The 20897-nt window shown below is 57.0% G+C and carries 22 protein-coding genes; 8 read left to right on the top strand and 14 right to left on the bottom strand.

The window, feature by feature from the left end; translation table 11 throughout:
- Positions 1 to 9: 9 nt before the first annotated feature.
- Both CBW65_RS12795 and CBW65_RS12790 read right to left on the bottom strand, forming a co-directional pair.
- Positions 10 to 588, bottom strand: a complete 579-nt coding sequence (locus CBW65_RS12795; RefSeq protein WP_087457175.1) for a TlpA family protein disulfide reductase — start codon at positions 586 to 588, stop codon at positions 10 to 12.
- A 27-nt stretch (positions 589 to 615) separates the two neighbouring features.
- Complete coding sequence (locus CBW65_RS12790) at positions 616 to 1338, bottom strand: cytochrome c biogenesis CcdA family protein (protein WP_232463313.1); 723 nt, start codon at positions 1336 to 1338, stop codon at positions 616 to 618.
- A gap of 148 nt (positions 1339 to 1486) precedes the next feature.
- On the opposite strand from CBW65_RS12790, the gene CBW65_RS12785 reads away from it, so the two are divergent.
- The 4 genes from CBW65_RS12785 to CBW65_RS12770 all read left to right on the top strand — a co-directional run bounded on the left by CBW65_RS12785 (position 1487) and on the right by CBW65_RS12770 (position 5787).
- The gene (locus CBW65_RS12785; protein WP_087457173.1) at positions 1487 to 2740 is read left to right on the top strand and encodes an MDR family MFS transporter; all 1254 of its coding nucleotides are present in this window, start codon (positions 1487 to 1489) and stop codon (positions 2738 to 2740) included.
- 85 nt (positions 2741 to 2825) lie between these two features.
- Positions 2826 to 4016, top strand: coding sequence for a spinster family MFS transporter (locus CBW65_RS12780; protein WP_087457172.1), 1191 nt, complete (start codon positions 2826 to 2828; stop codon positions 4014 to 4016).
- Between the two features lie 84 nt (positions 4017 to 4100).
- Positions 4101 to 4625 (top strand): RNA polymerase sigma factor, encoded by a 525-nt coding sequence (locus CBW65_RS12775; protein ID WP_087457171.1) that lies wholly within the window; start codon positions 4101 to 4103, stop codon positions 4623 to 4625.
- Positions 4612 to 5787, top strand: coding sequence for a hypothetical protein (locus tag CBW65_RS12770; protein ID WP_087457170.1), 1176 nt, complete (start codon positions 4612 to 4614; stop codon positions 5785 to 5787). The genes CBW65_RS12775 and CBW65_RS12770 overlap by 14 nt, the downstream gene beginning before the upstream one ends.
- A gap of 41 nt (positions 5788 to 5828) precedes the next feature.
- Here the strand turns inward: CBW65_RS12770 and plsY are convergent, their stop codons facing one another.
- The 4 genes from plsY to CBW65_RS12750 form a co-directional block, all read right to left on the bottom strand.
- Positions 5829 to 6533, bottom strand: a complete 705-nt coding sequence (gene plsY / locus CBW65_RS12765) for a glycerol-3-phosphate 1-O-acyltransferase PlsY (protein WP_087457169.1) — start codon at positions 6531 to 6533, stop codon at positions 5829 to 5831.
- Between the two features lie 207 nt (positions 6534 to 6740).
- Positions 6741 to 7550, bottom strand: a complete 810-nt coding sequence (locus CBW65_RS12760; protein WP_087457168.1) for a glycerophosphodiester phosphodiesterase family protein — start codon at positions 7548 to 7550, stop codon at positions 6741 to 6743.
- Between the two features lie 20 nt (positions 7551 to 7570).
- Entirely contained in the window at positions 7571 to 8206 is a 636-nt protein-coding gene (locus CBW65_RS12755; RefSeq protein WP_087457167.1) for a DUF1802 family protein, read from the bottom strand.
- A gap of 6 nt (positions 8207 to 8212) precedes the next feature.
- Positions 8213 to 8848, bottom strand: a complete 636-nt coding sequence (locus tag CBW65_RS12750) for a DedA family protein (protein ID WP_087457166.1) — start codon at positions 8846 to 8848, stop codon at positions 8213 to 8215.
- 95 nt (positions 8849 to 8943) lie between these two features.
- On the opposite strand from CBW65_RS12750, the gene CBW65_RS12745 reads away from it, so the two are divergent.
- Positions 8944 to 10182: an MDR family MFS transporter gene (locus CBW65_RS12745; protein WP_087457165.1), complete on the top strand. Its 1239-nt coding sequence runs from the start codon at positions 8944 to 8946 to the stop codon at positions 10180 to 10182.
- 140 nt (positions 10183 to 10322) lie between these two features.
- Here the strand turns inward: CBW65_RS12745 and CBW65_RS12740 are convergent, their stop codons facing one another.
- The gene (locus tag CBW65_RS12740; RefSeq protein WP_087457164.1) at positions 10323 to 10712 is read right to left on the bottom strand and encodes a hypothetical protein; all 390 of its coding nucleotides are present in this window, start codon (positions 10710 to 10712) and stop codon (positions 10323 to 10325) included.
- A gap of 57 nt (positions 10713 to 10769) precedes the next feature.
- Positions 10770 to 12380 carry an ATP-binding protein gene (locus tag CBW65_RS12735; RefSeq protein WP_198299612.1) on the bottom strand — a complete coding sequence of 537 codons (1611 nt, stop codon included), beginning with the start codon at positions 12378 to 12380 and terminating at the stop codon, positions 10770 to 10772.
- Between the two features lie 131 nt (positions 12381 to 12511).
- On the opposite strand from CBW65_RS12735, the gene ftsW reads away from it, so the two are divergent.
- Together ftsW and CBW65_RS12725 are read left to right on the top strand one after the other, a co-directional pair.
- Positions 12512 to 13693 (top strand): putative lipid II flippase FtsW, encoded by a 1182-nt coding sequence (ftsW, locus tag CBW65_RS12730; protein ID WP_087457162.1) that lies wholly within the window; start codon positions 12512 to 12514, stop codon positions 13691 to 13693.
- Positions 13694 to 13708: 15 nt separating this feature from the next.
- Entirely contained in the window at positions 13709 to 14671 is a 963-nt protein-coding gene (locus CBW65_RS12725) for an MBL fold metallo-hydrolase (protein ID WP_232463312.1), read from the top strand.
- Between the two features lie 14 nt (positions 14672 to 14685).
- On the opposite strand, the gene thpR is transcribed toward CBW65_RS12725, so the two are convergent.
- From thpR to CBW65_RS12695, 6 genes are all read right to left on the bottom strand, one after another.
- Entirely contained in the window at positions 14686 to 15240 is a 555-nt protein-coding gene (gene thpR / locus CBW65_RS12720; protein WP_087457160.1) for an RNA 2',3'-cyclic phosphodiesterase, read from the bottom strand.
- A gap of 27 nt (positions 15241 to 15267) precedes the next feature.
- A complete protein-coding gene (locus CBW65_RS12715) occupies positions 15268 to 15990 on the bottom strand; it encodes a phosphocholine cytidylyltransferase family protein (RefSeq protein WP_087457159.1) in 723 nt (240 codons plus the stop codon).
- Between the two features lie 12 nt (positions 15991 to 16002).
- Positions 16003 to 17832 (bottom strand): aminotransferase class V-fold PLP-dependent enzyme, encoded by a 1830-nt coding sequence (locus tag CBW65_RS12710; RefSeq protein ID WP_087457158.1) that lies wholly within the window; start codon positions 17830 to 17832, stop codon positions 16003 to 16005.
- An 11-nt stretch (positions 17833 to 17843) separates the two neighbouring features.
- Entirely contained in the window at positions 17844 to 18560 is a 717-nt protein-coding gene (locus CBW65_RS12705; protein WP_157721923.1) for a CDP-alcohol phosphatidyltransferase family protein, read from the bottom strand.
- A gap of 177 nt (positions 18561 to 18737) precedes the next feature.
- Positions 18738 to 19217 carry a GAF domain-containing protein gene (locus CBW65_RS12700; protein ID WP_087457156.1) on the bottom strand — a complete coding sequence of 160 codons (480 nt, stop codon included), beginning with the start codon at positions 19215 to 19217 and terminating at the stop codon, positions 18738 to 18740.
- Positions 19218 to 19296: 79 nt separating this feature from the next.
- Positions 19297 to 19875 (bottom strand): hypothetical protein, encoded by a 579-nt coding sequence (locus CBW65_RS12695; protein ID WP_087457155.1) that lies wholly within the window; start codon positions 19873 to 19875, stop codon positions 19297 to 19299.
- Positions 19876 to 20108: 233 nt separating this feature from the next.
- Between CBW65_RS12695 and CBW65_RS12690 the strand changes: the two genes are divergently transcribed.
- Positions 20109 to 20870, top strand: a complete 762-nt coding sequence (locus tag CBW65_RS12690; protein ID WP_087457154.1) for a tRNA threonylcarbamoyladenosine dehydratase — start codon at positions 20109 to 20111, stop codon at positions 20868 to 20870.
- Positions 20871 to 20897: the final 27 nt, after the last annotated feature.

Below are 20897 nucleotides of genomic sequence, written 5' to 3'. Positions count from 1 at the left end.
TGGCCGCCTCTACTGCTTGGCGCCTGCGACGAGACGCTGCAGCATGCCGTCCATCACGACTTTGCTGATCTGGCCTTTGTGCACTTCGCTGATGATGCCGTTTTGGTCAACCGCATAGGTCATCGGGATCGAGATCGTGCGGTAGTCCTGCGCGGTCTTCTCCTCAGTGTCCATCAGGCTCGGGAACGACACGCCCATCTCGCCCATGAACTTTTTCGCATTCTCCAGATCGTCCTGCGATGTCAGGTTGACGCCGAAAAAGTGCACTTGGTCGCCATACTTCACGTGCATCTGTTCCAGATCGGGCATCTCATTGCGGCACGGGCCGCACCACGACGCCCAGAAGTTCAGCACGATCGGCTTGCCCTGCAGATCGGAGAGCTTGACCGTCTTGCCGTCAAACGTCTGCAGTTCGAACGACGGCGCGCGGTAGCCGACGACCGGCATTTCGGCGACATCTTTTTGCCCGGCCTTGCTGCCCGGCTTGGCTTCGTTGACTGGCGTGCCGCCCATGTTGCTCAGATAGGCCGCTCCGGCGAGCACGCCGATGACAGCAACGCCGAGCAGCAGTTTCGTTGTGCGATTCAATGGTCTCTTCCTCCTTGGACTTCTTCTTTAGAAGCCGGTGAATCCGCCAAACAGCGGAATCAGCCAGGTGGTGATCTTGGTCAGCGAATCGGTGAGCAGCAGCACGCCCATCAGGATCATGCCGATGCCGCCGACCTTCGAGATCGTGTCTGCGTACTTCATCAGCCAGCGCACCGAGCCCAGCGTATAAGCCATGATCAGGAACGGAATCGCAAACCCGATCGAGTAAAACAGCATCAGGCTCATCCCGCTCACCGGGTTGGACGCGGCGATCAGCAACACCGACGCCAGGATCGGCCCGATGCAGGGGGTCCAACCCGCCGCAAAGGAAATGCCGACGATCACCGCGCCGAGGTAGCCGGCAGGACGCCATTTCAGTTGCATCTGCTTGGTCGACAGCAAGGCGCCGATTTTGATAAAGCCAGCCAAGAACAGCCCCATCACGATGATCAAAATCCCGCCGATCTGGCGGATCAAATCTCCATAGTTCGAAAACAATGCGCCGATCGTGCTCGCCGACATGCCAAGCACCACGAAGATCAGCGAAAAGCCCAAGACGAAAAATAACGAATAGGTCAGCGCCCGGCGGCGCACAGCACCTTGATCGCGGTGCTCGTACATCTCCTGATACGAAACGCCTGTGATGTAAGTTAAGTAAGACGGATACAGCGGCAGACAGCACGGGGACACAAACGACAACAGCCCCGCGAAAAAGGCCACGATAAACGTCGGATTGGCCGCATCTAACACTCGCGTCGCCTCCTTTTTGTTCATCTTCTATCATACAACACCTGTACCTGCAAACGCACGTCAGCGTCCTTACAAAATCGACACTCTTGTGTCGAACCCGCATGCCCCGTTTCCTCTTGTGGCAAGGTAAGGGGGAGGTGATCCCACCATGGCAATCCTGCCAAAGCTCGGACGCGCCATCTATGTGCTGTTGGGCGGCATTTTGTTTACGCATCTCGGATCGTACATGCTCCTGCCGTTTTTCGCCATCATCCTCTCCACCGAAAAAGGGCTGTCGCTGGGGTCAACCGGCCTGGTGCTCGGCGCAGGCTCGATCGCCTTTTTGACCGGCAGTCTGCTCGGCGGCTTTTTGTCGGACCGCTTCGGGCGGCGCTTGACGATGGTCAGCGGCCTGTTGATCCGCGGCGCCGGACTGCTTGGCTTCATCTGGGGCGCAACGTTCCCCGCGCTGTTCCTGACCAATCTCGTCGCCGGCGTCGGCGGCGGCATCTACGCGCCGGGCGCCAAAGCGGGAATTGCGGCGCTGGCGTCGCAAGGCACAAAGACAACCGCGTTTTCCTATCGCGGGGTGGCGGCGAACATCGGCGTGACGATGGGGCCGCTGATCGGGACGTATTTGCACACGCGCAGTTCCACGCTGCTGTTTGGCGGCGCGGCGGTCGTTTATTTTGTGTTGGCCGTCTCGCACCTGCTGCTCTTGGAGCGCGACTGCATCGGGGAGGACTGCCCAAAAGTGGATCGGCAAGGCATCAGGCAGATTTTTACCGACCGGCCGTTTTTGTACTTTTCCTTTGTGACGATCTTTGTCTGGGCGTTGTTCACGCAGTTCGCCTTGTCCCTGCCCCTGCGCGCCGCGCAGATCGAGAGCGCGCGCAACATCGGCCTGATCTTCACCGCCTCCGCCGTGCTCGTCATCTTGTTACAGGGTACGGTGACGCGCTTTTTCACCAAGTACCTGCACCCGCTGGGCACGATGGCGGCAGGTATCGTTTTGATCGGCACGGGGCTTGGCTCGGTGGCGTTGTCGACATCGTTTTGGCATCTGGTGGCAAGCGCGGTCGTGATCACGTTAGGGCAGATGTTTGTGATGCCGACGTCTGACGCCATCGTCGCCGACCTGGCCAAGCCGGAGCAGATCGGGAGCTATTTTGGCGTGGCGGCGTTTGTCTTTGGCGCAGGCGAGGCAATAGGGAACATCGCAGGCGGCCAGCTGATGGAGCGGGCGGTGGCGATCGACTATCTGCCGCTGCCGTGGCTGCTCTATGGGGCGCTGGGGCTCTTGCTTGGCGGGGCGTATTACCTGCTGCGCTTGTGGCAGCCGCTGGCCAAGCCTTTGGCGCCGGTGATGGAAGAACGGACGGAAAACAACCCCAGCCCCTTTCGCCCCAAGCAGAAAACTTAGCAGCCACAAGGCACAGTCGTCCTAAAACGAGACTGTGCCAATTTTTTCAAACATGATATGCTGATTGATAAGAAAGGAGTGGCTTATGAATCCGACACGTTTGCTTATTTTGTTCTTATCGATCAATATCATCAACTATGTAGACCGGCAGATTCTGTCCGGGGTATTTCCGTTATTAAAAGAGCATTTTCTGCTGTCTGACGCAGCATTAGGTTTGCTCGGCTCGGCCTTTATGATCACCTATTCGCTGACCTCGATCCCGTTTGGCAAGTGGGCCGACCGCTGGCTGCCACACAAGGTCGCAGCGATCGGCGTCGCGGTCTGGAGCGTGGCGACCGTCTCGTCGGCGCTGGCGTGGTCGTTTGCTTCTCTGTTCGTCTTCCGCGCGCTGGTCGGCATCGGCGAAGCGGCGTACGTCTCAACGGCGGGCACGATCTTGTCCAACGCCTATCCGGAGCGCAAGCGCTCGGCAGTCCTCGGGCTGTTCAACCTCGGGATGCCGATCGGCGGCGCGCTTGGCGTGGTGCTCGGCGGCTGGCTTGGCGTGAATTTCGGCTGGCAGTGGGCGTTTTTCATCGTTGGGGTGCCGGGATTGATCCTCGCGTATCTGGCCTGGAAACTGCCGCTGCGGAAACAAGTGACGACGGAGAACCGGGCCACATTTGGCTGGGACGAACTGATCCGGCTGTTCACGAAGAACCGGCCGTTTCTGTACACCGCCCTCGGCTATGCGGGCATCTCCTTTGCCTTTGGCGCGATTGTGCTGTTTGTGCCGACCTTCTTCGAGCGTTCGTTTGGCTATTCATTGGAAAAAGCGACCCTGCTCGCCGGCGGCCTGCAAGTTGGCGCGGGCCTGCTCGGAGCTCCCTTGGGCGGCTGGATCGCCGACCTGTGGCTGAAGCGCACAGGTCGCGGGCGCGCCTACACGCTGGTCGTGTCGATGGCACTCTCGGCGATCTTCTTGTGGGCGGGGTTGTTTCTGCAAAGCTTCCTCGCCTTCTTCCTCTCCGCGTTCTTCATGCTCTGGCATGTCGGCGTGGCGACGGCGCTGGTGTTTGACGTCACCGACAAAGCGATCTGGAACACGGCGGCGGCCGCAGCGATGTTCGTAATGCACTTCCTCGGCGACATCCCAAGCCCGTACCTGGTCGGCCTGATCTCCGACCACACGTCGCTCCTGTTCGCCTTCTCGCTGCTCCCGATCCCGATGCTGCTCGCGTCGTTCTTCTTCTGGAAGGCGGGAACTTACTTACCGAAACGGGCCAGCTCGTCATGAGTTGGCTTTTTTTGTGCGGACTTGTAACTTTTGCTCTGGCAATTTCGACTACTTGGCAGAAACGCAAGAGAAGGAGGGGCTCGGTTGGAAGAAGAGATTCAAGAGATCTACCGGCTGCATTTTGAAGATGTCTACCACTTTCTGCTCTACTTCACAGGCAATCAGAACGATGCGGAGGATTTGACGCAGGAAGTTTTTTTGCGGCTGATCAAGTCGCTGCGGACGTTTGACCACCGCTCGACGCTAAAAACGTGGATCTTGTCGGTCGCCAAGCACATCGCCCTCGATCACTACCGCAAAAAGCGGCTCATCTCGTGGTTTCCGGATCGCCTGCTGAATCGCCTGCAGGCCCAAGACGGACTGCCTGAAGAGCTGCTCTCCGGCAAAGAGGAGCGCCAGGAGCTGATGCAGGCGATCACCATGTTAAAGCCGGCGTACCGCTCGGTGATCATTTTGCGGGCGATCAAAGAGCTGAGCATCAAAGAGACGGCCGAGATCCTCGACTGCAAGGAATCGAAAGTGAAAGTCGACTACCACCGCGCGCTGAAGCTCCTGCAGCAAACGCTCAGCGTGACGCCAGAGGGAGGGCTGCACTGTGTACCGGAATGACGAAGACCTCGTGAAAGACCTGCAAAGCCTCGCTCATGCCAAGCCCCGCGCCGAGTTCGCCCGCCAGTTGGAGCAGCGTTTGCAACAAGCGGCACGGGCGCGAAAGCGGCCGCGTTATCGGCTGATCGGCGGGATCGCAGCTGCTGCGCTGATCACGCTGGCACTCACAGCAACCTTCAGCCCCCCTGCAGACGTGCGCGGAGATCTGGTACAAGATGCCCACACCGGGCTGGTCGCGTATACTGTCATACAGGATCAAAAAAATGTGCTCCATCTCGCCGACCCGGAGACGATGGAAACGAAGAAAACGATTGAGCTCGGCGACACTCCGACCCTGAAAATTTATGAAGCACCAGACGGTAGGCTCTGGATCCCGTTAAACGGCTTTGGGACCTCGATTGAAAAAAGGGTCCTCGTTGTCGATCCGAAAAGCGGTGCCAAACAGGCGCTGACTTTGGATCAAGCGCCGGACGCGGTCTTTTTCCAAGGGAGCACTGTGTACATCACTTCCGTAAGCAAACCAAACAAAATCTTGATCTACAAAGTTGAAAACGGCGGCGAACCCAAACTATTCAAGTCGGTCAAACGAGACGGCCCCGTCTTCGACACGATGTTTCATCAAGCACAGTTTCAATTTATCGAACAAGGGATGCTGAATTCGAATCTCAAAACGCTGATCGTTCCGCTCGAAGGTGAGCCCGTATACCGAGGTCTCAATGAACAGCAGGAGGGAATGACCTATGTGCTCAGCACAGGACAAAATCTTCTGATGTTGTTGAATGGCGGTGCCGAATCCAAAGTGGCAGAATTCGAAATCCCCTCGCTGCAGAAGGTCGGCACCTTTGATCTGAATTCGATCGGCAAGCCTTTCATGATCAGCCCCTACGGGCCCAAAGCAACGGTGCCCGACCAGCAGAAACTCGGACTCATCGGAGTGCCAAAAGGCGCGGATCACACATACGTCATGATCTTCGACACGGTGACCGGAGACCTCGTGAACAGTTTCCCGACGCAGCAGCTCGCAATGAACCTCTCCTACGACAAAGACAGCAACCGCTGGTATGTGATGTCCAAAGACACGGTCGAAGTCTTCAATTTCGACGGGACACCCCTCACCACGCTGCACACGGACGGGATGATCTCCAACTTTGTACTGAACTGACGCAAAAAGACCACCTGCGACTCGCAACAGGTGGTCTTTTTCTACATCTGCTTCCACACGACAAACGCCAGCAGGATCATGATCATCGTGATCCAGTAGGACAGCTTCACCCATTCCTGCTTCTCCGGCGTCAGGCGCTGGAGGGTCACTTCGTGGACGGGCTGGCCGATCTTGGGCTCATTTTTCAGGTAGACGCGCTCCCAGTTCGGCAGGTGGCGGTACAGCACGCCCGACACCATCAAAAAGAGGGCGATCTGCTCCGACAGCACCTGCGGCGTGAACAGGAAGACCAAGAGTGCTCCGGCGATGACGATGGTGGTCGCGATGACGATATAACGGATGAGCAAGAGAAAAATCACATAGCTCGCGACTACGATCAATATCGGAACCGGTTGCAGGAACAACAGCGCGCCGCCGGCTGTGGCCAGCGCTTTGCCGCCGCGAAACTTGGTGTACAAGGAAAACACATGCCCAAGCACCGCCCCGGTGGCAGTCCAGAAAGCGAGCGTCTCATCGCCCGTCACCAGATAGGTCAGCATCGTCGGCACGAAGCCTTTTAGCACATCAAGCAGGAGCACAACAGCCGCCGCACGCTTGCCGAACAAGGTCAGCGTATTGGTCGCGCCCGGGTTGCCGCTGCCCTGTTCAAATACGTTCGCGCCTTTGCGCCGCCCGAACAGATAAGCAAACGGCGTCGATCCTGCTAAATAACCAAATAAGAGAGCGATCAAAACCGATACGATCATCAAAGGTTATCACCTCAAAACAGACTATGTACAAGATTGCAAAAAATGAGCGGTTTGAAACAGAATGGCTAAGACAGGCTGACATCTAACGCCTAACAGCCCTGATAATACCTGCGAGATACAGACTACAGCAGACGGACTGCGCTGGTTTACCGCAGCCAGAACCTGCAAGAAATGGATACCTACAGCAGACAGGACTGCGCAGTTTTACCGCAGCCCCATCTCCTGCATCACTTTGACCACGCGGTCGGGGTAGTCGCTGCAGATGCCGTCGACGCCCCATTCGAGCAGGCGGCGGATGTCCGCCTCTTCGTTGATCGTCCAAACGTGCACCTTCACCCCGTGTTCGTGCGCGATCTTCAGCATCTTTGGCGTCACCACGCGCAGGCCGTAGCCTTGCTCCGGCACTTGAAACGCATCGACCGGCGGCTTGTAAAACTTGTGCAGCCCGGTGCGCCAGTAGCAGACAAACTCCACCATGTCCCGCGTATTCGCCCCCGTCGCGATGCGCGAGGAGGCCAACTTGCGAAACCGTTTCATCGTACTGCTGTGAAACGACGCGATCAGCACGCGGTCTTCCGCCCGGCATTTTTTGATGATTTCGACCAGCGCCATCTCCATCGGCGGTGTGGTCTGCTTGATGTCCATGTTGATGCGCATCGTCGGAAACGCCGTCAACACTTCCTCAAGCGTCGGGATCGTCACGCCTTTTCCCCGGTACGGAAACGTCTTGCCCCCGTCCGGCGTGAATTTGTACCCGAAATCGATCTCTTTCAGCTCGGCCAGCGTCTTGTATTTGATCAATCCGCTGCCGTCTGTCAGCCGGTCGACCGTGTCATCATGGCTGACCACCACATGGCCGTCCCGCGTCATATGCACGTCCGTCTCAAACGCGTCGGCGCCCATCTCCACGGCGAGAGCAAACGCCTCCATCGTGTTCGACGGCGCATAGGCGGACGCTCCCTGATGCGCAAGCACCATCGGCCGCGGCAGGTCCAAATAAGGTTTGACCCCCATACCTCTCCCCCAACTCTCTCCTACTTCTTGTGTTCGCTGATCTCCAGCGCGTCAAAAATCAACTGGCGCCGGGCCGCAAACGCTTCATCCGCAATCACCGGCACGAGATCGGTATCGGTGACCGGAGCTTGCAGCGTGATCCACGATTTGCACCCCGTGTACTCCTCTTGCACCTGGATCGTCTTGGGCTCTGTCAGTTGATAGGCCCGTATGGTCAGGATATGCAGCGGCTTGTCGTTTCTCCATTGCAAGCGTTCAGCGGCATAATTATGTGTCATGATATGGAACGGGTCAAGCTTTTTCAGATCTCCCTCCGAATTCAGCGTGAAGTCGTCAACGACATGCGCGGCATGAGTGATCACCACTTCCTTTGGCGGCACGGTGATGCCTTGCATCGTCGCTTCCACCCGCTCCTGATACTGCGGCTTGATCAGCTGCGACTTTTGGTGCTCATAGGTCGGGTAGAGGTAAAACGAAGTCTCCTCCAAACGGAACTCCCGCGTTTCTTCCGTGATCCCGCCTTTGCGGATCAACACGAGCTGCTCCCCCTTGGCGATCGCGTCGATGCAGACCGCCCATTCCTTTAAAGCCACCTCTTTAATCGGCAAATGCGGGCTGTGCAGTTCCATGGAAAACGTGCGAAATCCGATACCCATCCACCATCACTCCTCCAGTTCCCTAGTGTTGTTCCCTTCTGCATGTCCCCGGCGGCGGCCGACCATCCGCCAGACCAGTGGCGTCACAAACGAGACGACAACCACGGCCAGTATCCAGAAACGATACGGATACAGCACCTCTTCCAACCGGTGCAACTGGTCGCTGAACAACTGCCCGAGCAGCAAAAACGTCACCGTCCAAAACAATGCCCCCAAATAGGCGAACGGCGCGAAAATGCGAAACTTCATCTGGCCAAACCCGGCAGACAAGGCGGTCAGATGTCGCAGCCCCGGCACAAAGTATCCAAAAAACAGGGCAAGGCCCCCGTAACGTTCCATATAGTGTTCCACACGAAGCAGTCTCTCTTCCGTCAAATGCAAAAAGCGGCCAAATCGCGCCACCACTTTTTTGCCAAGCACCCGCCCGAGCAGATAGGACAAGGTGATCCCCACACCGCTGCCCAAAAAGGCGGCGGTGAGCGCCCCGGCGAACTGCATGTGCCCTTGCGAAATCAGATAGCCCGTGAAGGTCAAAAGCGTCTCATCCGGCAGCGGCAGGCCGACGATGCCCAGCACCAGCAGCCCAAACAACCCGAAATATCCGTAGTGCTCAAGCACGTGAAGCATCCCATGATCGATCATCTTCACCCCATCCCCAAAAGAACTGCTTACCAACAGGCGATTCTGTGTTATAGTGTACCTAAACTTTCGTGGCTCGAAGGAGTTGGGACGTTCTTATGAAACTATCGGAGAGTCTCCCTCACTGGTCAACGCCGATCTGGGCGTTGCAACTCACCATTTTTTTCTCAAATTTAGGCTTCTTTATGATCGTACCACTGCTGGGCACACATTTCACGGATAATTTGGGTTTGACGGCCACGGTCGCCGGCACGATGCTTGGTTCGCGGATTCTGGCGCAGCAAAGCTCGATGCTGTTTGGCGGATATCTCGCCGACCGCTTTGGCTACCGGGAGATGATGCTGCTCGGATCGCTGCTTCGGGCGCTCGGCTTTGCTTTGTTCGGGCTGCTCGATACGGTGCCTGGCATCCTGCTCGCCTCGCTGTTCGCAGGCGCCGGCGGCGCGCTGATCTTCCCGGCCAATCAGGCGGCGTTTGTCGCCCTCTCCGCGCCGGAAAAGCGCAAAGAGCTGTTCGACTGGCGCAACATCATCGGCAATGCCGGGATGACCCTCGGCCCGGTCGCAGGGGTGCTGTTGATCGGCTTCCGATTTGAAGTGGTAAGCTATGTATCCGCCTTGATGTTTTTGATCTTAGGACTGATCTCGTATTTTCTCGTACCGAAGCTGAAGCCGGAAACGCAGGCCCGGCAGAGCCTGTTGAAAAACGTGCGCACCATCGTGCAGAACCGCACCTTCCTCTGGCTCCTGTTCTGGATGATGGGCCTGAACATGCTGTTTCAGCAGCTCTATATGACCATCCCTTATATCGCCAAAGCCAACGGGCAAAGCAGCCTCGTCTTCTGGCTGTTCACCCTCGTCTCACTGCAAGTCATCTTCCTGCAGCTGCCGATTTCGCGCTGGCTTGGCAAGCGCAACTGGTCTCAACTGCAGATCATCGCCTTTGGCGTGTTGATCAACGGGCTGGGATTTGCCCCGCTGATGTTTGACGTCAACCTCTGGACGCTGGTGATCGTCACCACCGGGATCGCGCTGGGCCAGTTGATCGTCAACCCGACGTTTCAAGTGTTCACGACGGAGATCGCCGAGAAAGCGCTTGTCGCGTCCTACTTCGGATTCTCCGGCCTGTCGCTGGCGATCGGCGGTTCATTTGGCAACACGTTTGGCGGCTTCCTGCTCGATCTTGCCGCCAAAACCGGCTTGCCTTGGCTGCCCTGGCTCACTTTGACCTTGATCGGCGTCGTCTGCTCGCTGGGGATTCGCCAGGCGGCAGGGCGCACATCGAAAGTCCGCGCTCACTCGGGAATCAGCGTGTCGAACCAGACGCCGGCCAAGTAGATCACGAGGACAGACACGACGGAGAGAACGATGACCCATGTAAACTGGCGCATTCCGGCTCCTCCTTTCAAGTAAACAAGCAAAAGCGCAAGAGAAAAAGCATGCAGAGTTTCTGCATGCTTTTTTAGCGTTCCCACTTTTTACTTTGCCACACTCTCCAGAGCCGGGCCTGCGATCAGCTTGGACTCGACGCCGTTTTCGCCCCACTCTTTGATCAGGGTCTCGGCAGTCTCTTGCGCCAGCGGATACACTTGGATCACGGTCAGCATATCGATCATCGCCTTTTGCTCGTTTTTGCGAGCGCGGGACAGCACGTCAGCGATCAGATCCATCTCGTCCGGAACCAGGCCGTTTTCAGCAGCGCGGATGTTGATCACCGTTTCGCCGAAAGCGACTTCGTAAACGTTGTCCTGCTCGGTCGGCATCGGGAACTCGCGGCCTTTGAAACGATTGGACAAGGTCATCTTTTGAACCGGGTTGAGCTTGGTGCGCTTGAGCGCAGATTTAAAATCGAACATTTCAACAGTCATGAACATAGCCTCCAACAGAGCGTAGTAGAACCAGTATACCGAAAATCTTGCAATTTTTTAAGAGACTGTTGGCTCAAAAGGGAGCCAAATCGAAACGACCGTGCCGTGGTCGACGGCGCTTTCCACTTCCATGTCGCCGCCGTGCGCTTCGATGATCGACTTGGCATTGGACAGCCCAAGCCCGGTGCCGCGGCTTTTCGTCGTGTAAAACGGCTCAAAGACATCGGCAAGGCGGTCTTCGGGAATCCCCTGCCCCGTGTCGGAGATGACGATCTGCACAAACTGCGGCTCCGCTTCGTCGCGGCGCACCGTCACGTTGATCGTTCCGCCGCTTGGCGTGGCGTCGATCGCGTTGTTCAGCAGGTTGAGAAACACCTGCTGCAGCTGGTCGCAGTCGGCGGTGATCATCCCGATCTCCTCATAGTGTTCGACCAACTGCAGATTTCCTTGCAAAAAGGAGTTCTGCATCAGGTTGCAGGTGTCGCGCAGCGTCTCCACGATGTTGCACAGCTCAAACGTCGGGGTTTGCGGCTTGGAGATATTTAAGAAGTGGTTGACCAGATCTTCAATTCTGCGCAACTCGGACAGGATCATTTTTCCTTTTTTCTCCGACTTTTCGGAAAACTCTTCCTGCTTTAGCATTAATTGCATCGCCAATTTGATCACCGCAACCGGATTGCGGATTTCGTGGGCGATCTGGGCGGCAAACTTGCCCATCGTAGACAGGCGTTCCCCTTGTTTGCTGCTGCGTTCGAGGCGGACGAATTTCGTCATGTCGCGGCCGACAAGCAGCAAGGTGGAAGCGGCGTTCGTTTCGTCTTCGATCCAATGCGCGTCCCAGAAGATGTGATGGATCTCGCTGGTGCCCGGCTTTTTAACTTCTTCCACGAAATCGGTCAAAGCTTTGCGGCCGTTGAGCGCGACGAGGGCAGCGCTTTTCTCGCAGAACATCTCCTGCAGGCTCTCCGGGCCGTCGCCCGTTGGCACAAGCAAACTCTTGGCCGCTTCGTTCAGGTGGACGATCTGGCCGTCGTCGCCGGTGACGATGATCAGGTTGTTTGAGGTCTCGGCGATCTTCTCTTGCAGGAGCAGCGTGCGGTAGTGCTCCGATTTTAAAATCATCGCCTTGTCGATCGCGTGGCCGATCGAGAGGACGGTGCCGAGCATATACGGGCTGTGCTCCGTTTTATAAGCGGCGATGGCGAGGCTGCCGACAAGGTTGCCGTGCGGATCATGCAGCGGTGCGGCGGCGCAGGACATGCCGTGCAGTTCGTGATTAAAATGCTGTTCCCCGACCATGTGTACCGGGCGGTCTTCAGCCAGCGCCGTGCCCATCGCATTGGCGCCGTATACGCTTTCATGCCAGCACATACCAGGGGTGGTGTGATGCTGCAGCAGTTTGTCGGGCAGGCGTTCGCCGCGCGTGGCCAGCAGATAGCCGTCGATGTCGCAGATCGCGACGATGCATTCGCTCTCGACTGTGCTGTACAGCTGATCGACGAACGGGAGCGCGGCTTCCAGCAGCTGCCGGTTGTTATAGATCCGTGCCGTCAGTTCGTGCGCCCCAAGCGGGGTCTGTTCCGGAAGCATGGTTGGGTCTACGCCGTAAGCTTTGGAACGTTCCCACGCTTCGGCATAGCGATTCGATTGGTTGTATGCTCTTCTCATGAAAGACTCCCTCTCTTCGAAATCTTTCTTGTTCATTTCCTTGCAAGAAAGTATTATAACAGATTCAAAGAGAGGTTTGCGAGATTTCATGTCGAAGTTGTAAGGAGATGTACAAATTATGGAGGAAGCGCATGAAGTTAGAAAGGCATCGACCTGATTTTGTGCTGTTCGTTGTGGTCATTTTGTTGGCATTGTTTGGTTTGATCTGCATTTACAGCGCGTCGCAGATGGTGGCGCTCGAAGAGACGGGCATGCAAAGCACCGACAAGTATTTTTTCAAACAGCTGCAATGGGTCCTGCTTGGGCTCCTGATGATGCTGTTTACGATGAACGTGCCGTTTTTGCGGTGGTTTAAACTGTCGAAGCTGATGCTGTTCGGGTCGTACATTCTGCTGGCGCTGGTCTTTGCGCCGGTCGTCGGCGTTCACGTTGAAGGCGCGAACCGCTGGGTCGACCTCGGGGTGCAGTTCCAGCCGTCCGACTTGGCGATGCTGGCGATCATCATCCACATCGCCGCGCTCTTGTCGAAGAAACAGGATCGAATCCAAGATCCCAAGGCTTCGTACTGGCCGCCGATGATCCTGATCGGCATCGGTTTCGTGCTGATCATTCTGGAGCCGGATATGGACACCGCCGTCACCTTTGCGCTCTGTCCGTTTGTGATCATGTTTGCGGCGGGCATCCCGTGGAAGTATGTGCGCAACACGATCCTTGCCGGTCTGGTGGCGCTCGTGCCGCTGGCCTTGATGAGTTACCGCGGCGACCGCGTCGCGACCTATCTCAACCCGTTTGCAGGCGGCGTCACCGACGACAACCTGCAGATCGTGCAGTCCCTGTTCGCGATCGCGACGGGCGGCTGGACGGGACGCGGCCTCGGGCACTCGATCGAAAAGTTTTCCTACCTGCCGCAGCCGCACACCGACTTTATCTTCGCGATTTTGTCGGAGGAATGGGGCTTCATCGGCGGCCTGGTGCTGCTCGTCTTGTACGCCGTGCTGATCTGGCGCGGGATCTACATTGCGATGCACGTGCCGAACCGCTTTGCGTCCTTGGTGGCGATTGGACTGACGACTTTGATCGGCTTTGCGGTGTTTCTGAACATCGGGTCGGTCTCCGGGCTGCTCCCGGTCATCGGTGTTCCACTGCCGTTTATCTCGTATGGCGGGACCTCGCTTCTGGTCAAAATGTTCTCGATGGGCATACTGCTGAACATCTCGCGGTATACTGCGCAGGTTCCCGTCAAAGATGATGCGCCAAAAACGCGTGCCGACTCGAATGTTGCTCCATTTCGCTCGACGCGTTTTGATGCGTAAAGGAAGGTGTACGACATGCAAGTATTTGTACAGGATCTCGGTCACGACGTTTCGCTGATCGACCTGATGGAACAAGGCGAGCCCGGGCGCTCGGCGTGCTATGTGGTGCGCGGGGAGAAGCTCGCAATTATCGAGACGGGGTCGTCTCTGTCGGCCCCGTACATTCTGGCCGGACTCCAAGAGCTTGGCGTAACGCCGGAGCAGGTGGACTACGTGATCGTCACGCACATCCACCTCGACCATTCCGGAGGCGTCGGCTACATCCTGCCCCAGTTTCCCAACGCGACGGTGGTCGCACATCCGCGCGCGGGACGGCATCTGATCGACCCGTCCCGGCTGATCGAAGGCGCCAAGGCGGTCTATGGCGCAGATGAACTCGCCCGCCTGTACGGGGAGATCCTGCCCGTTCCGGCGGAGCGGGTGCTGATCCGCGATGAAGGCGAGCAACTCGATCTCGGTAACGGGCACCTGCTCACCTTTTATGACACGCCAGGTCATGCCAAGCATCACTTTTCGATCCACGATCCGGCCGCCCGGGCGATCTTCTCCGGCGACACGGTTGGCGTGCGGTATGTGACGCGGCTGACCGGATGGGACTTCGAGTGCATCTATCCGTCGACGTCCCCGACCGATTTTGACCGCGATGCGGTGATGAACTCGGTCGCCAAGCTGGAGCCGTTGCCCGATGTCGACCGCATTTTCCACACCCATTTCGGACCGACTGCGCCGGCCTCTGTGGCGTTTGAGCGCACGCGCAAGACGGTGGCCGACTTCGACCGCCTGTCCCGTGATCTGTTCCAGCCCGGAATGGACTACCAGGTACTCGCCGAAGCGATCCGCGACTACATCCGCGCCGATCTGGCGAAGGAAGGCCACATCGTGCAGGAGCTGGGCGGCATTGAGTTCGATATTGATCTGAATGCCAAAGGCATGTTGTACGTGTTGGAAAAAGAACATAACAAAAAGGCTGGGAGCTAAGCTCCCAGCCTTTTTTATACTTGAAACTGAAACGTATGCCGCGCCGGATAATCCGGGCCTTGGGCACCGGCCGACACCGATTCGTACAGGTGCAGCGCGCTAACTTCCCACTCCGCACCTTCCAGCAGGTCGGCCACCTGAGGCGGCTGCCATTTCGGATCGGCGGAGCGCAGGCGGCCCAGCGTGATGTGCGGGCGAAACTGGTCGTGGGCAAACCGCCCGGCGCCCAGCGTGTTCAAAGGCTCTGCCAGCACCGCATACAAGTCTTGCAGCGGCCCTATGTCGCCGGTGACGCCGCACCAGACGACCTTCGCGCGCGGGAACCAGCCCGCATGGTCGATGCGCAGGCGAAACGGCTGCTGCACGGCCGTGTGCGGTGTGACCAGCTCGATCACCCGCTGCACCTGCCCTGCGTCCAGATCGCCGAGAAAATGAGTCGTGATGTGAAACTGCTCCGGGCGATACCACTTTTTCACGTCGAGGCTCGGCTCTAACCGCTCCTCCACCTTCAGCAGCATCGCGCCGCACGTTTCCTTAGGCACTTCCAGTCCGAGAAAATACCGTCCCATGCACGAGCCCCTCACTTTGCGGAGATTTTATCCGAAAATCTGCTCCGCGCGCGCCATGTCGTTGTTGTCGTCCACTTCGACCCAGCGCAAGTCGCCGACATCGACGACTTTCAATTTCCAGCTTTCGCGGATCAGCTCTTGGAAAGCACGTTCATAGTATTCGTTTTCCTCGCCCTGTTCAACCAGCTTGGCGAGATGGCCGATCACACCCGGCGCGTCTTCCGCGTTGATCTTGCACAGGCCGATCGACTCGCCAAGTCCGCGCTCCACCGAGATCTCCTTGGACAATTCGGTGACGTAGCCGTTCTCGTCGAGCACAAACTTCATCGCCTCTTCGTCCAGCTTCATCTGCATGTCGACTGCGAGGTGCGATTCGGCCGAGCCGGCCACGCGGCGCAGGATGCCGTCTTCGAGCAGCAGGTCGCCGTCGGTCAGCACAAAGCCGTCCAACAGGTAGTCTTTGGCGCACAGCAAGCTGTAGCCGTTGTTCGTCTCATCGTAGCGCTCGTTGTGCGCGAGACGCACCGGCAGATCATGCGTCTTTTGCCACTCGTTTACGGCAGCTTCAATCTGCGGCTGACGATAGCCGGTGATGAGCACCACCTCTTGGAAGGCGTTTGTTTCCACCGCCTGTTGAAGAAAACGGTCGAGGATCGTCTGTCCGCCGATCTCCACGAGGCATTTCGGACGATCATCGGTCAGCGGGCGCAAACGCGACCCGACACCTGCTACAAGAATTACCAATCTCATCTTCTACACTCCTTACTGGGTTACAGAGGCTGTGGTTGCTGTCATTTTAAAGCCGCGCTCCATCATGTCGAGGAACGCCAGCACATGCTCTTCGCGGACATGGCCGATGTTGGCAATCTGGAACGCCTTGCCGAGGAACGGGCCTTTGCCGCGGTAGATGACATAGTTGTGTTGCTTCACCCAGTCGTGGAACGCTTCCACGTCGATGCCTTCCGGGTAATACACGGTGGTCAAAACGCGGGACATCTCCGCTTCGTCGATCACAAACGACAGGCCGAGCTTCTTCAGGCGGTTGCGCACGAGGCTCGCCAGATAGCCGTAGTGTTTCATCCGTGCCGCCACCGTATCCTGCAGCAGTTCATCGAGCGCCACTTCCAGCGCGTAGAACAAGGATACAGCCGGCGTGTTCGGGGTCTGGAAGGACACCGCTTCGTACTCGTAGTGCTTGTACAGGTCGAGGTAGCGCGTGCGCGCCTTCTGCCCTTTCAGCGCCTGGAACGCCGTCTTTTTGCCGCAGACGAACGCGAGGCCAGGCAGCGAGGCCAAAGCTTTGTTCGCCGATGCGGTGCAGAAGGTGATGTTCGCCGCTTCCACCGACAGAGCTTCCGCGCCGATCGAAGAGACCGCATCGACAAGGAAGTCGACGTTGTGCTTTTTCATGATCGCGCCGATCTCGTTGATCGGGTTGAGCATGCCGCAAGACGTTTCGTGATGCACGACCATCAGCGCGTCGTATGCGCCGGTCGCGACCATCTCTTCGACTTGGCCGAGGTCGATCTTGTTCGCCCAGCCAAACTCCAGCGCCGTGTAGTCGAGCTCATGGCAGCGCGCCAGGTCGATCAGGCGGTTGCCGAACTCGCCGTTGGAGAGGATGAGCAGCTTTTTGCCCGGACCGTAGGAAGAGAGCAGCGCTTCGTTCGCCGAGGTGCCGGAGCCGGTGATGATCACGTTGGTGTAGTCCTTGCCGGTCACGCCGTACGCCTGGTTCAGCTTGGCGCGGCAACGGGTGAGGATCTCGATAAATTCCGTTTCGCGGTGTCCGATGTCCGCGTGCAGAAGCGCCGATTTTACTTTTTTCGAGACCATGACCGGACCCGGGCAGAGCAGCACCTGCTCGGAGATCAGCGGGGTGACCACGTCGCGCTGCTCGGTAAAGATGCGCACCGCCTGCAGGTAGTCGGTGACAAAGTCGATCTCGATCCACGAGCCTTCCGCCAGCGTTTCCAGCGCAAACGGGAACTCGGAAGCGATCTCATTCAACGCCACTTCGTAGTACACGTCTTGCGCAGCCTTTTTCAGAGCAGCAAAAAACGCCGTGCTCGCCTCACCGGACACGCGGGCCAGGCCAACAAACTCGCCGAGCGCCGCTTCGTCTTCGATCGTCTTGCTCAGGTAGACCACATCGCCTTGCTGCGACACTTTCATCTCTTCCGGCGAAGAGATCGATTTTTCCTGATAGAGCAGAACGTTGCCGTCGAGCGCGGCCATTTTTTCGTATACATAGCCGTCGGCCACGACATCGCCGTCGAGCAGATAGAACGGCTCGCCGCTGACAAATTCTTCGGCGAGCAGTGTGGAATACGCGGTCGAGGTGGTTTTGTAAACCGGGTTCTCGATCAGGTACACCGCGCAGGGCGGGTTGGACGCCGCCAGATGCTGGCGGATCGCTTCGCCTTCATAACCGATGACAACATAGACATCTTGCACGCCGTGTTCCGCCAATTGGCGAATCTGACGGGAAAGGATGCTTTCCGAACCGATGGGCAACAGCGCTTTCGGCAACGTTTGTGTAATCGGAGCCAGACGTTCACCGGCTCCGGCAGCTAAGATGACGGCTTTCATGCCAGAATCCCTCAATTCGTTCTAAAATAGCGAAGCCAAGCTAGCAGCGGTTTGTAGACAGCAAACAACAGCCCGATCAGCGTGACGCCGATCAAGGTTCCTTTGGCGCCTGCCAGCACGATCAGCAGGCAGACGACCGCGTATTGCTCGTCGATCGAGAAGTCGATGACGATCTTTTTGCGGCCATCGGTCGGGCGGCCCATCTGCGGCGAGGCCGGAGCCACCGCAGCAGCCGTTTCCTGCGCAGCTTGGGATTCCGGGATCGCCCGGTTCATCTGCCCGTAGTACTCGAGCAGGAACAGCACAAACAGGGAGCCCATCGCCCAGTAAAACACCGTCACATCGCCGTACAGCTTGAACGCGCCAACCGCCAGCGTTGAGACGAAGGCAAACTCTTTGATCCGGTCGCACATCTGGTCCAGCCAGCCGCCAAACGGGCTCATCTTGCCCGTGAAGCGCGCGAGCTGGCCGTCACACCAGTCCAGCACGTAGGACAGGTACAAAACCACGGCACCGATCACCAGGAACGTGCGGTCGCCGACCAGAAACAGGCCGCAAGCGGCAAGGCCCAGCACCAGCGAAATCAAAGTCATGGCATTCGGGTGCATCCCCATGCGCGCCGCAAGTTCGGTAATCGGTGTCGACAACCACGTATAGCAGCGGCCGAGATAGTAGTTGCTATACTTCGTGACCGACTCGATCTGCCGGTAACGTTCCGTAAGATTCATCTCTGATTCCTCCATCATATCGTTACAAAATATATATCAAAAAATAATAGATCATAGATACCCGTCTACAAGAATACACCCAAACCAGACCCTAACACAATAAGCAGTCATAAAAAAACAAAACAGGAGGTTCCGCCCAGCAGATCCTCCTGTTTTGACAGGTTTTCAGAGCTTGATCTAGAGGTGGCGAACAAGCGCCGCCACAAACTGTTCCAGATACTTTTGATCCAGTTCATCGAAGCGGTTCAACACCGGGCTGTCGATGTCGAGGACCCCAAGCAGGTTGCCGTCTGCAACGATTGGCACCACGATCTCCGATTGCGATGCCGCATCGCAGGCGATATGGCCGGGGAATTCATGCACGTTGGCGACGAGCATCGTTTCGCGGTGCTCGGCAGCGGTGCCGCAGACGCCTTTGCCGACCGGTATGCGCACGCAGGCGGGCAGGCCCTGGAACGGCCCGAGGACAAGTTCCCCTTCCTTCATCAGGTAAAAACCAACCCAGTTGATCGTGTCCAAAAACTGATTCAGCAAAGCGGAAGCATTGGCAAGGTTGGCGATCAGATCGCTTTCGCCGTCGATCAACGCTTCGAACTGACGAATCACCACTTCATAATTTTCTTCACGAGTACCGGAGTAGCTGCTGGCAGAGAACAAGACTTTCCCTCATTTCCTAAAGTGATTTGAGTCCAGTATACGACAAAGACCCCGCTTGCGGGGTCTTTTCTTCGATCTCTTATTGGATATCAAACGCGTTTCCGACGATCGCCAACTGTTCCGTCTGACCGCCTAATTTATTATCAACTGTCACATGTCCAACCGGATAGCCGTATACAGCAACGGTGCTTCCAACCTGTACGTCGCCGCTCGAAGTGGATGCGATGAAATCAATAAGGGTGCCGTCTTCGGCAATGAGGACCATTTCGCTCACGCTGTCGCTTTCCAACGCGGCTGCAATATCGCTTTCCGGCGGATATTCCTGAACGATCGCAACCGCCCCGGTAAGTTTTACGACTTTGCCATAATGGTTCCACGGCGCTTTAAATACCTCTCCTGCCGCAGGTGTGGTTGCTTGCGCCTTGATGTCGCCCGCTCCTTTTAACACATCGACAGCAACCGGGATATTCCCGTTGTCCACCACATCAATCTCTTTTTTGTTCCACTCTACCGCAGCCGGTTTTTCCTGATCGGCAGCAGCGGTGGCCGGAGCATCGTTCTGATCAGTTGCCGGAGTTGTTGTCGCGGTCGGAACGCTGCAGCCGGCCAAAAACAGAACGGTCGCCGTTGCACACATCAGTTTCGTAAATTTATTCACCCTTATCCCTCCGAAATATCTACTTTTACACTGAAAAATATTCCACTCATGGTGCAGATTTCCTTCTGCTAAATAAAATAAATATAAACAGGAAAAATAAATATCATTTGTCAGAAATGCAATTCGATTGTCAGATGCGCATTTGTACCATTTGTACCATTTCCGATGGAATTATGTTATTATTTCGGGGGATTCTAACTTGGATAATACAACCTAAAGGAGTTTCTGTGATTATGCTTACTCGGCATTCTCGAACTGAACTTGTCATCGGCCCTGAGGGCGTTGAAAAACTGCAAGGCAGCACCGTCGTTGTACTCGGGATGGGCGGCGTCGGATCGTTCACCGTTGAAGCATTGGCCCGCGCAGGCGTCGGACGCCTCGTGCTGGTCGACAAAGACGAAGTGGACGTCACCAACATCAACCGCCAGATTCCGGCGCTGACTTCGACCATCGGTCAGGAAAAAGTCGACGTGATGATGAAGCGCGTGCATGAGATCGCGCCGGACATCGAAGTGATTCCGCTGCGCATGTTCTATTTGGAAGAAACGAAAGACGAGATCTTCAAATACAACCCCGACTTCGTCGTTGACGCGATCGACACGATCTCGGCGAAAATCCTGCTGATCGTCGAGTGCCACAAGCGCGGCATTCCGATCGTCGCGTCGATGGGCGCAGCGAACAAAGTCGACCCGACGATGTTCCGCGTCATGGACATCTCCAAGACCAAAGTCGACCCGATCGCCAAGATCATCCGCCGCAAGCTGAAAGACCACGGCATCTACAAAGGCGTCAAAGTCGTCTGCTCGCTCGAACAGCCGGCCAAGCCCCGCATCGATGTTACCGAAGCGATCGTCCCCGAACATGTCAAAGAAGGCGAAGCGCCGCGCAAAGCGAAAAATCCGCCCGCGTCGATCTCCTTCGTCCCGTCGGTGGCCGGCCTGATTCTGGCTTCGGTCGTCGTGCGCGATATGGTGGGCATCGAATACAAGATGTAAAACAGAAAGGGAGCGGCCTGGGGCCAC

This window comes from Tumebacillus avium, from assembly GCF_002162355.1.
Classification (GTDB): domain Bacteria; phylum Bacillota; class Bacilli; order Tumebacillales; family Tumebacillaceae; genus Tumebacillus_A; species Tumebacillus_A avium.
This window is presented reverse-complemented; position numbering and strand designations above follow the sequence as displayed.

Coding starts and splice junctions, on each gene's coding strand:
- CBW65_RS12690 (WP_087457154.1), top strand. CDS start 20,109: ATGCTTACTCGGCATTCTCGAACTGAACTTGTCATCGGCCCTGAGGGC.
- CBW65_RS12755 (WP_087457167.1), bottom strand. CDS start 8,206: ATGGGTATCGGATTTCGCACGTTTTCCATGGAACTGCACAGCCCGCAT.
- CBW65_RS12710 (WP_087457158.1), bottom strand. CDS start 17,832: ATGAAAGCCGTCATCTTAGCTGCCGGAGCCGGTGAACGTCTGGCTCCG.
- CBW65_RS12750 (WP_087457166.1), bottom strand. CDS start 8,848: ATGATCGATCATGGGATGCTTCACGTGCTTGAGCACTACGGATATTTC.
- CBW65_RS12740 (WP_087457164.1), bottom strand. CDS start 10,712: ATGACTGTTGAAATGTTCGATTTTAAATCTGCGCTCAAGCGCACCAAG.
- CBW65_RS12735 (WP_198299612.1), bottom strand. CDS start 12,380: ATGAGAAGAGCATACAACCAATCGAATCGCTATGCCGAAGCGTGGGAA.
- ftsW (WP_087457162.1), top strand. CDS start 12,512: ATGAAGTTAGAAAGGCATCGACCTGATTTTGTGCTGTTCGTTGTGGTC.
- CBW65_RS12715 (WP_087457159.1), bottom strand. CDS start 15,990: ATGAGATTGGTAATTCTTGTAGCAGGTGTCGGGTCGCGTTTGCGCCCG.
- thpR (WP_087457160.1), bottom strand. CDS start 15,240: ATGGGACGGTATTTTCTCGGACTGGAAGTGCCTAAGGAAACGTGCGGC.
- CBW65_RS12780 (WP_087457172.1), top strand. CDS start 2,826: ATGAATCCGACACGTTTGCTTATTTTGTTCTTATCGATCAATATCATC.
- CBW65_RS12725 (WP_232463312.1), top strand. CDS start 13,709: ATGCAAGTATTTGTACAGGATCTCGGTCACGACGTTTCGCTGATCGAC.
- CBW65_RS12705 (WP_157721923.1), bottom strand. CDS start 18,560: ATGAATCTTACGGAACGTTACCGGCAGATCGAGTCGGTCACGAAGTAT.
- CBW65_RS12785 (WP_087457173.1), top strand. CDS start 1,487: ATGGCAATCCTGCCAAAGCTCGGACGCGCCATCTATGTGCTGTTGGGC.
- plsY (WP_087457169.1), bottom strand. CDS start 6,533: ATGATCGTATCGGTTTTGATCGCTCTCTTATTTGGTTATTTAGCAGGA.
- CBW65_RS12760 (WP_087457168.1), bottom strand. CDS start 7,550: ATGGGGGTCAAACCTTATTTGGACCTGCCGCGGCCGATGGTGCTTGCG.
- CBW65_RS12745 (WP_087457165.1), top strand. CDS start 8,944: ATGAAACTATCGGAGAGTCTCCCTCACTGGTCAACGCCGATCTGGGCG.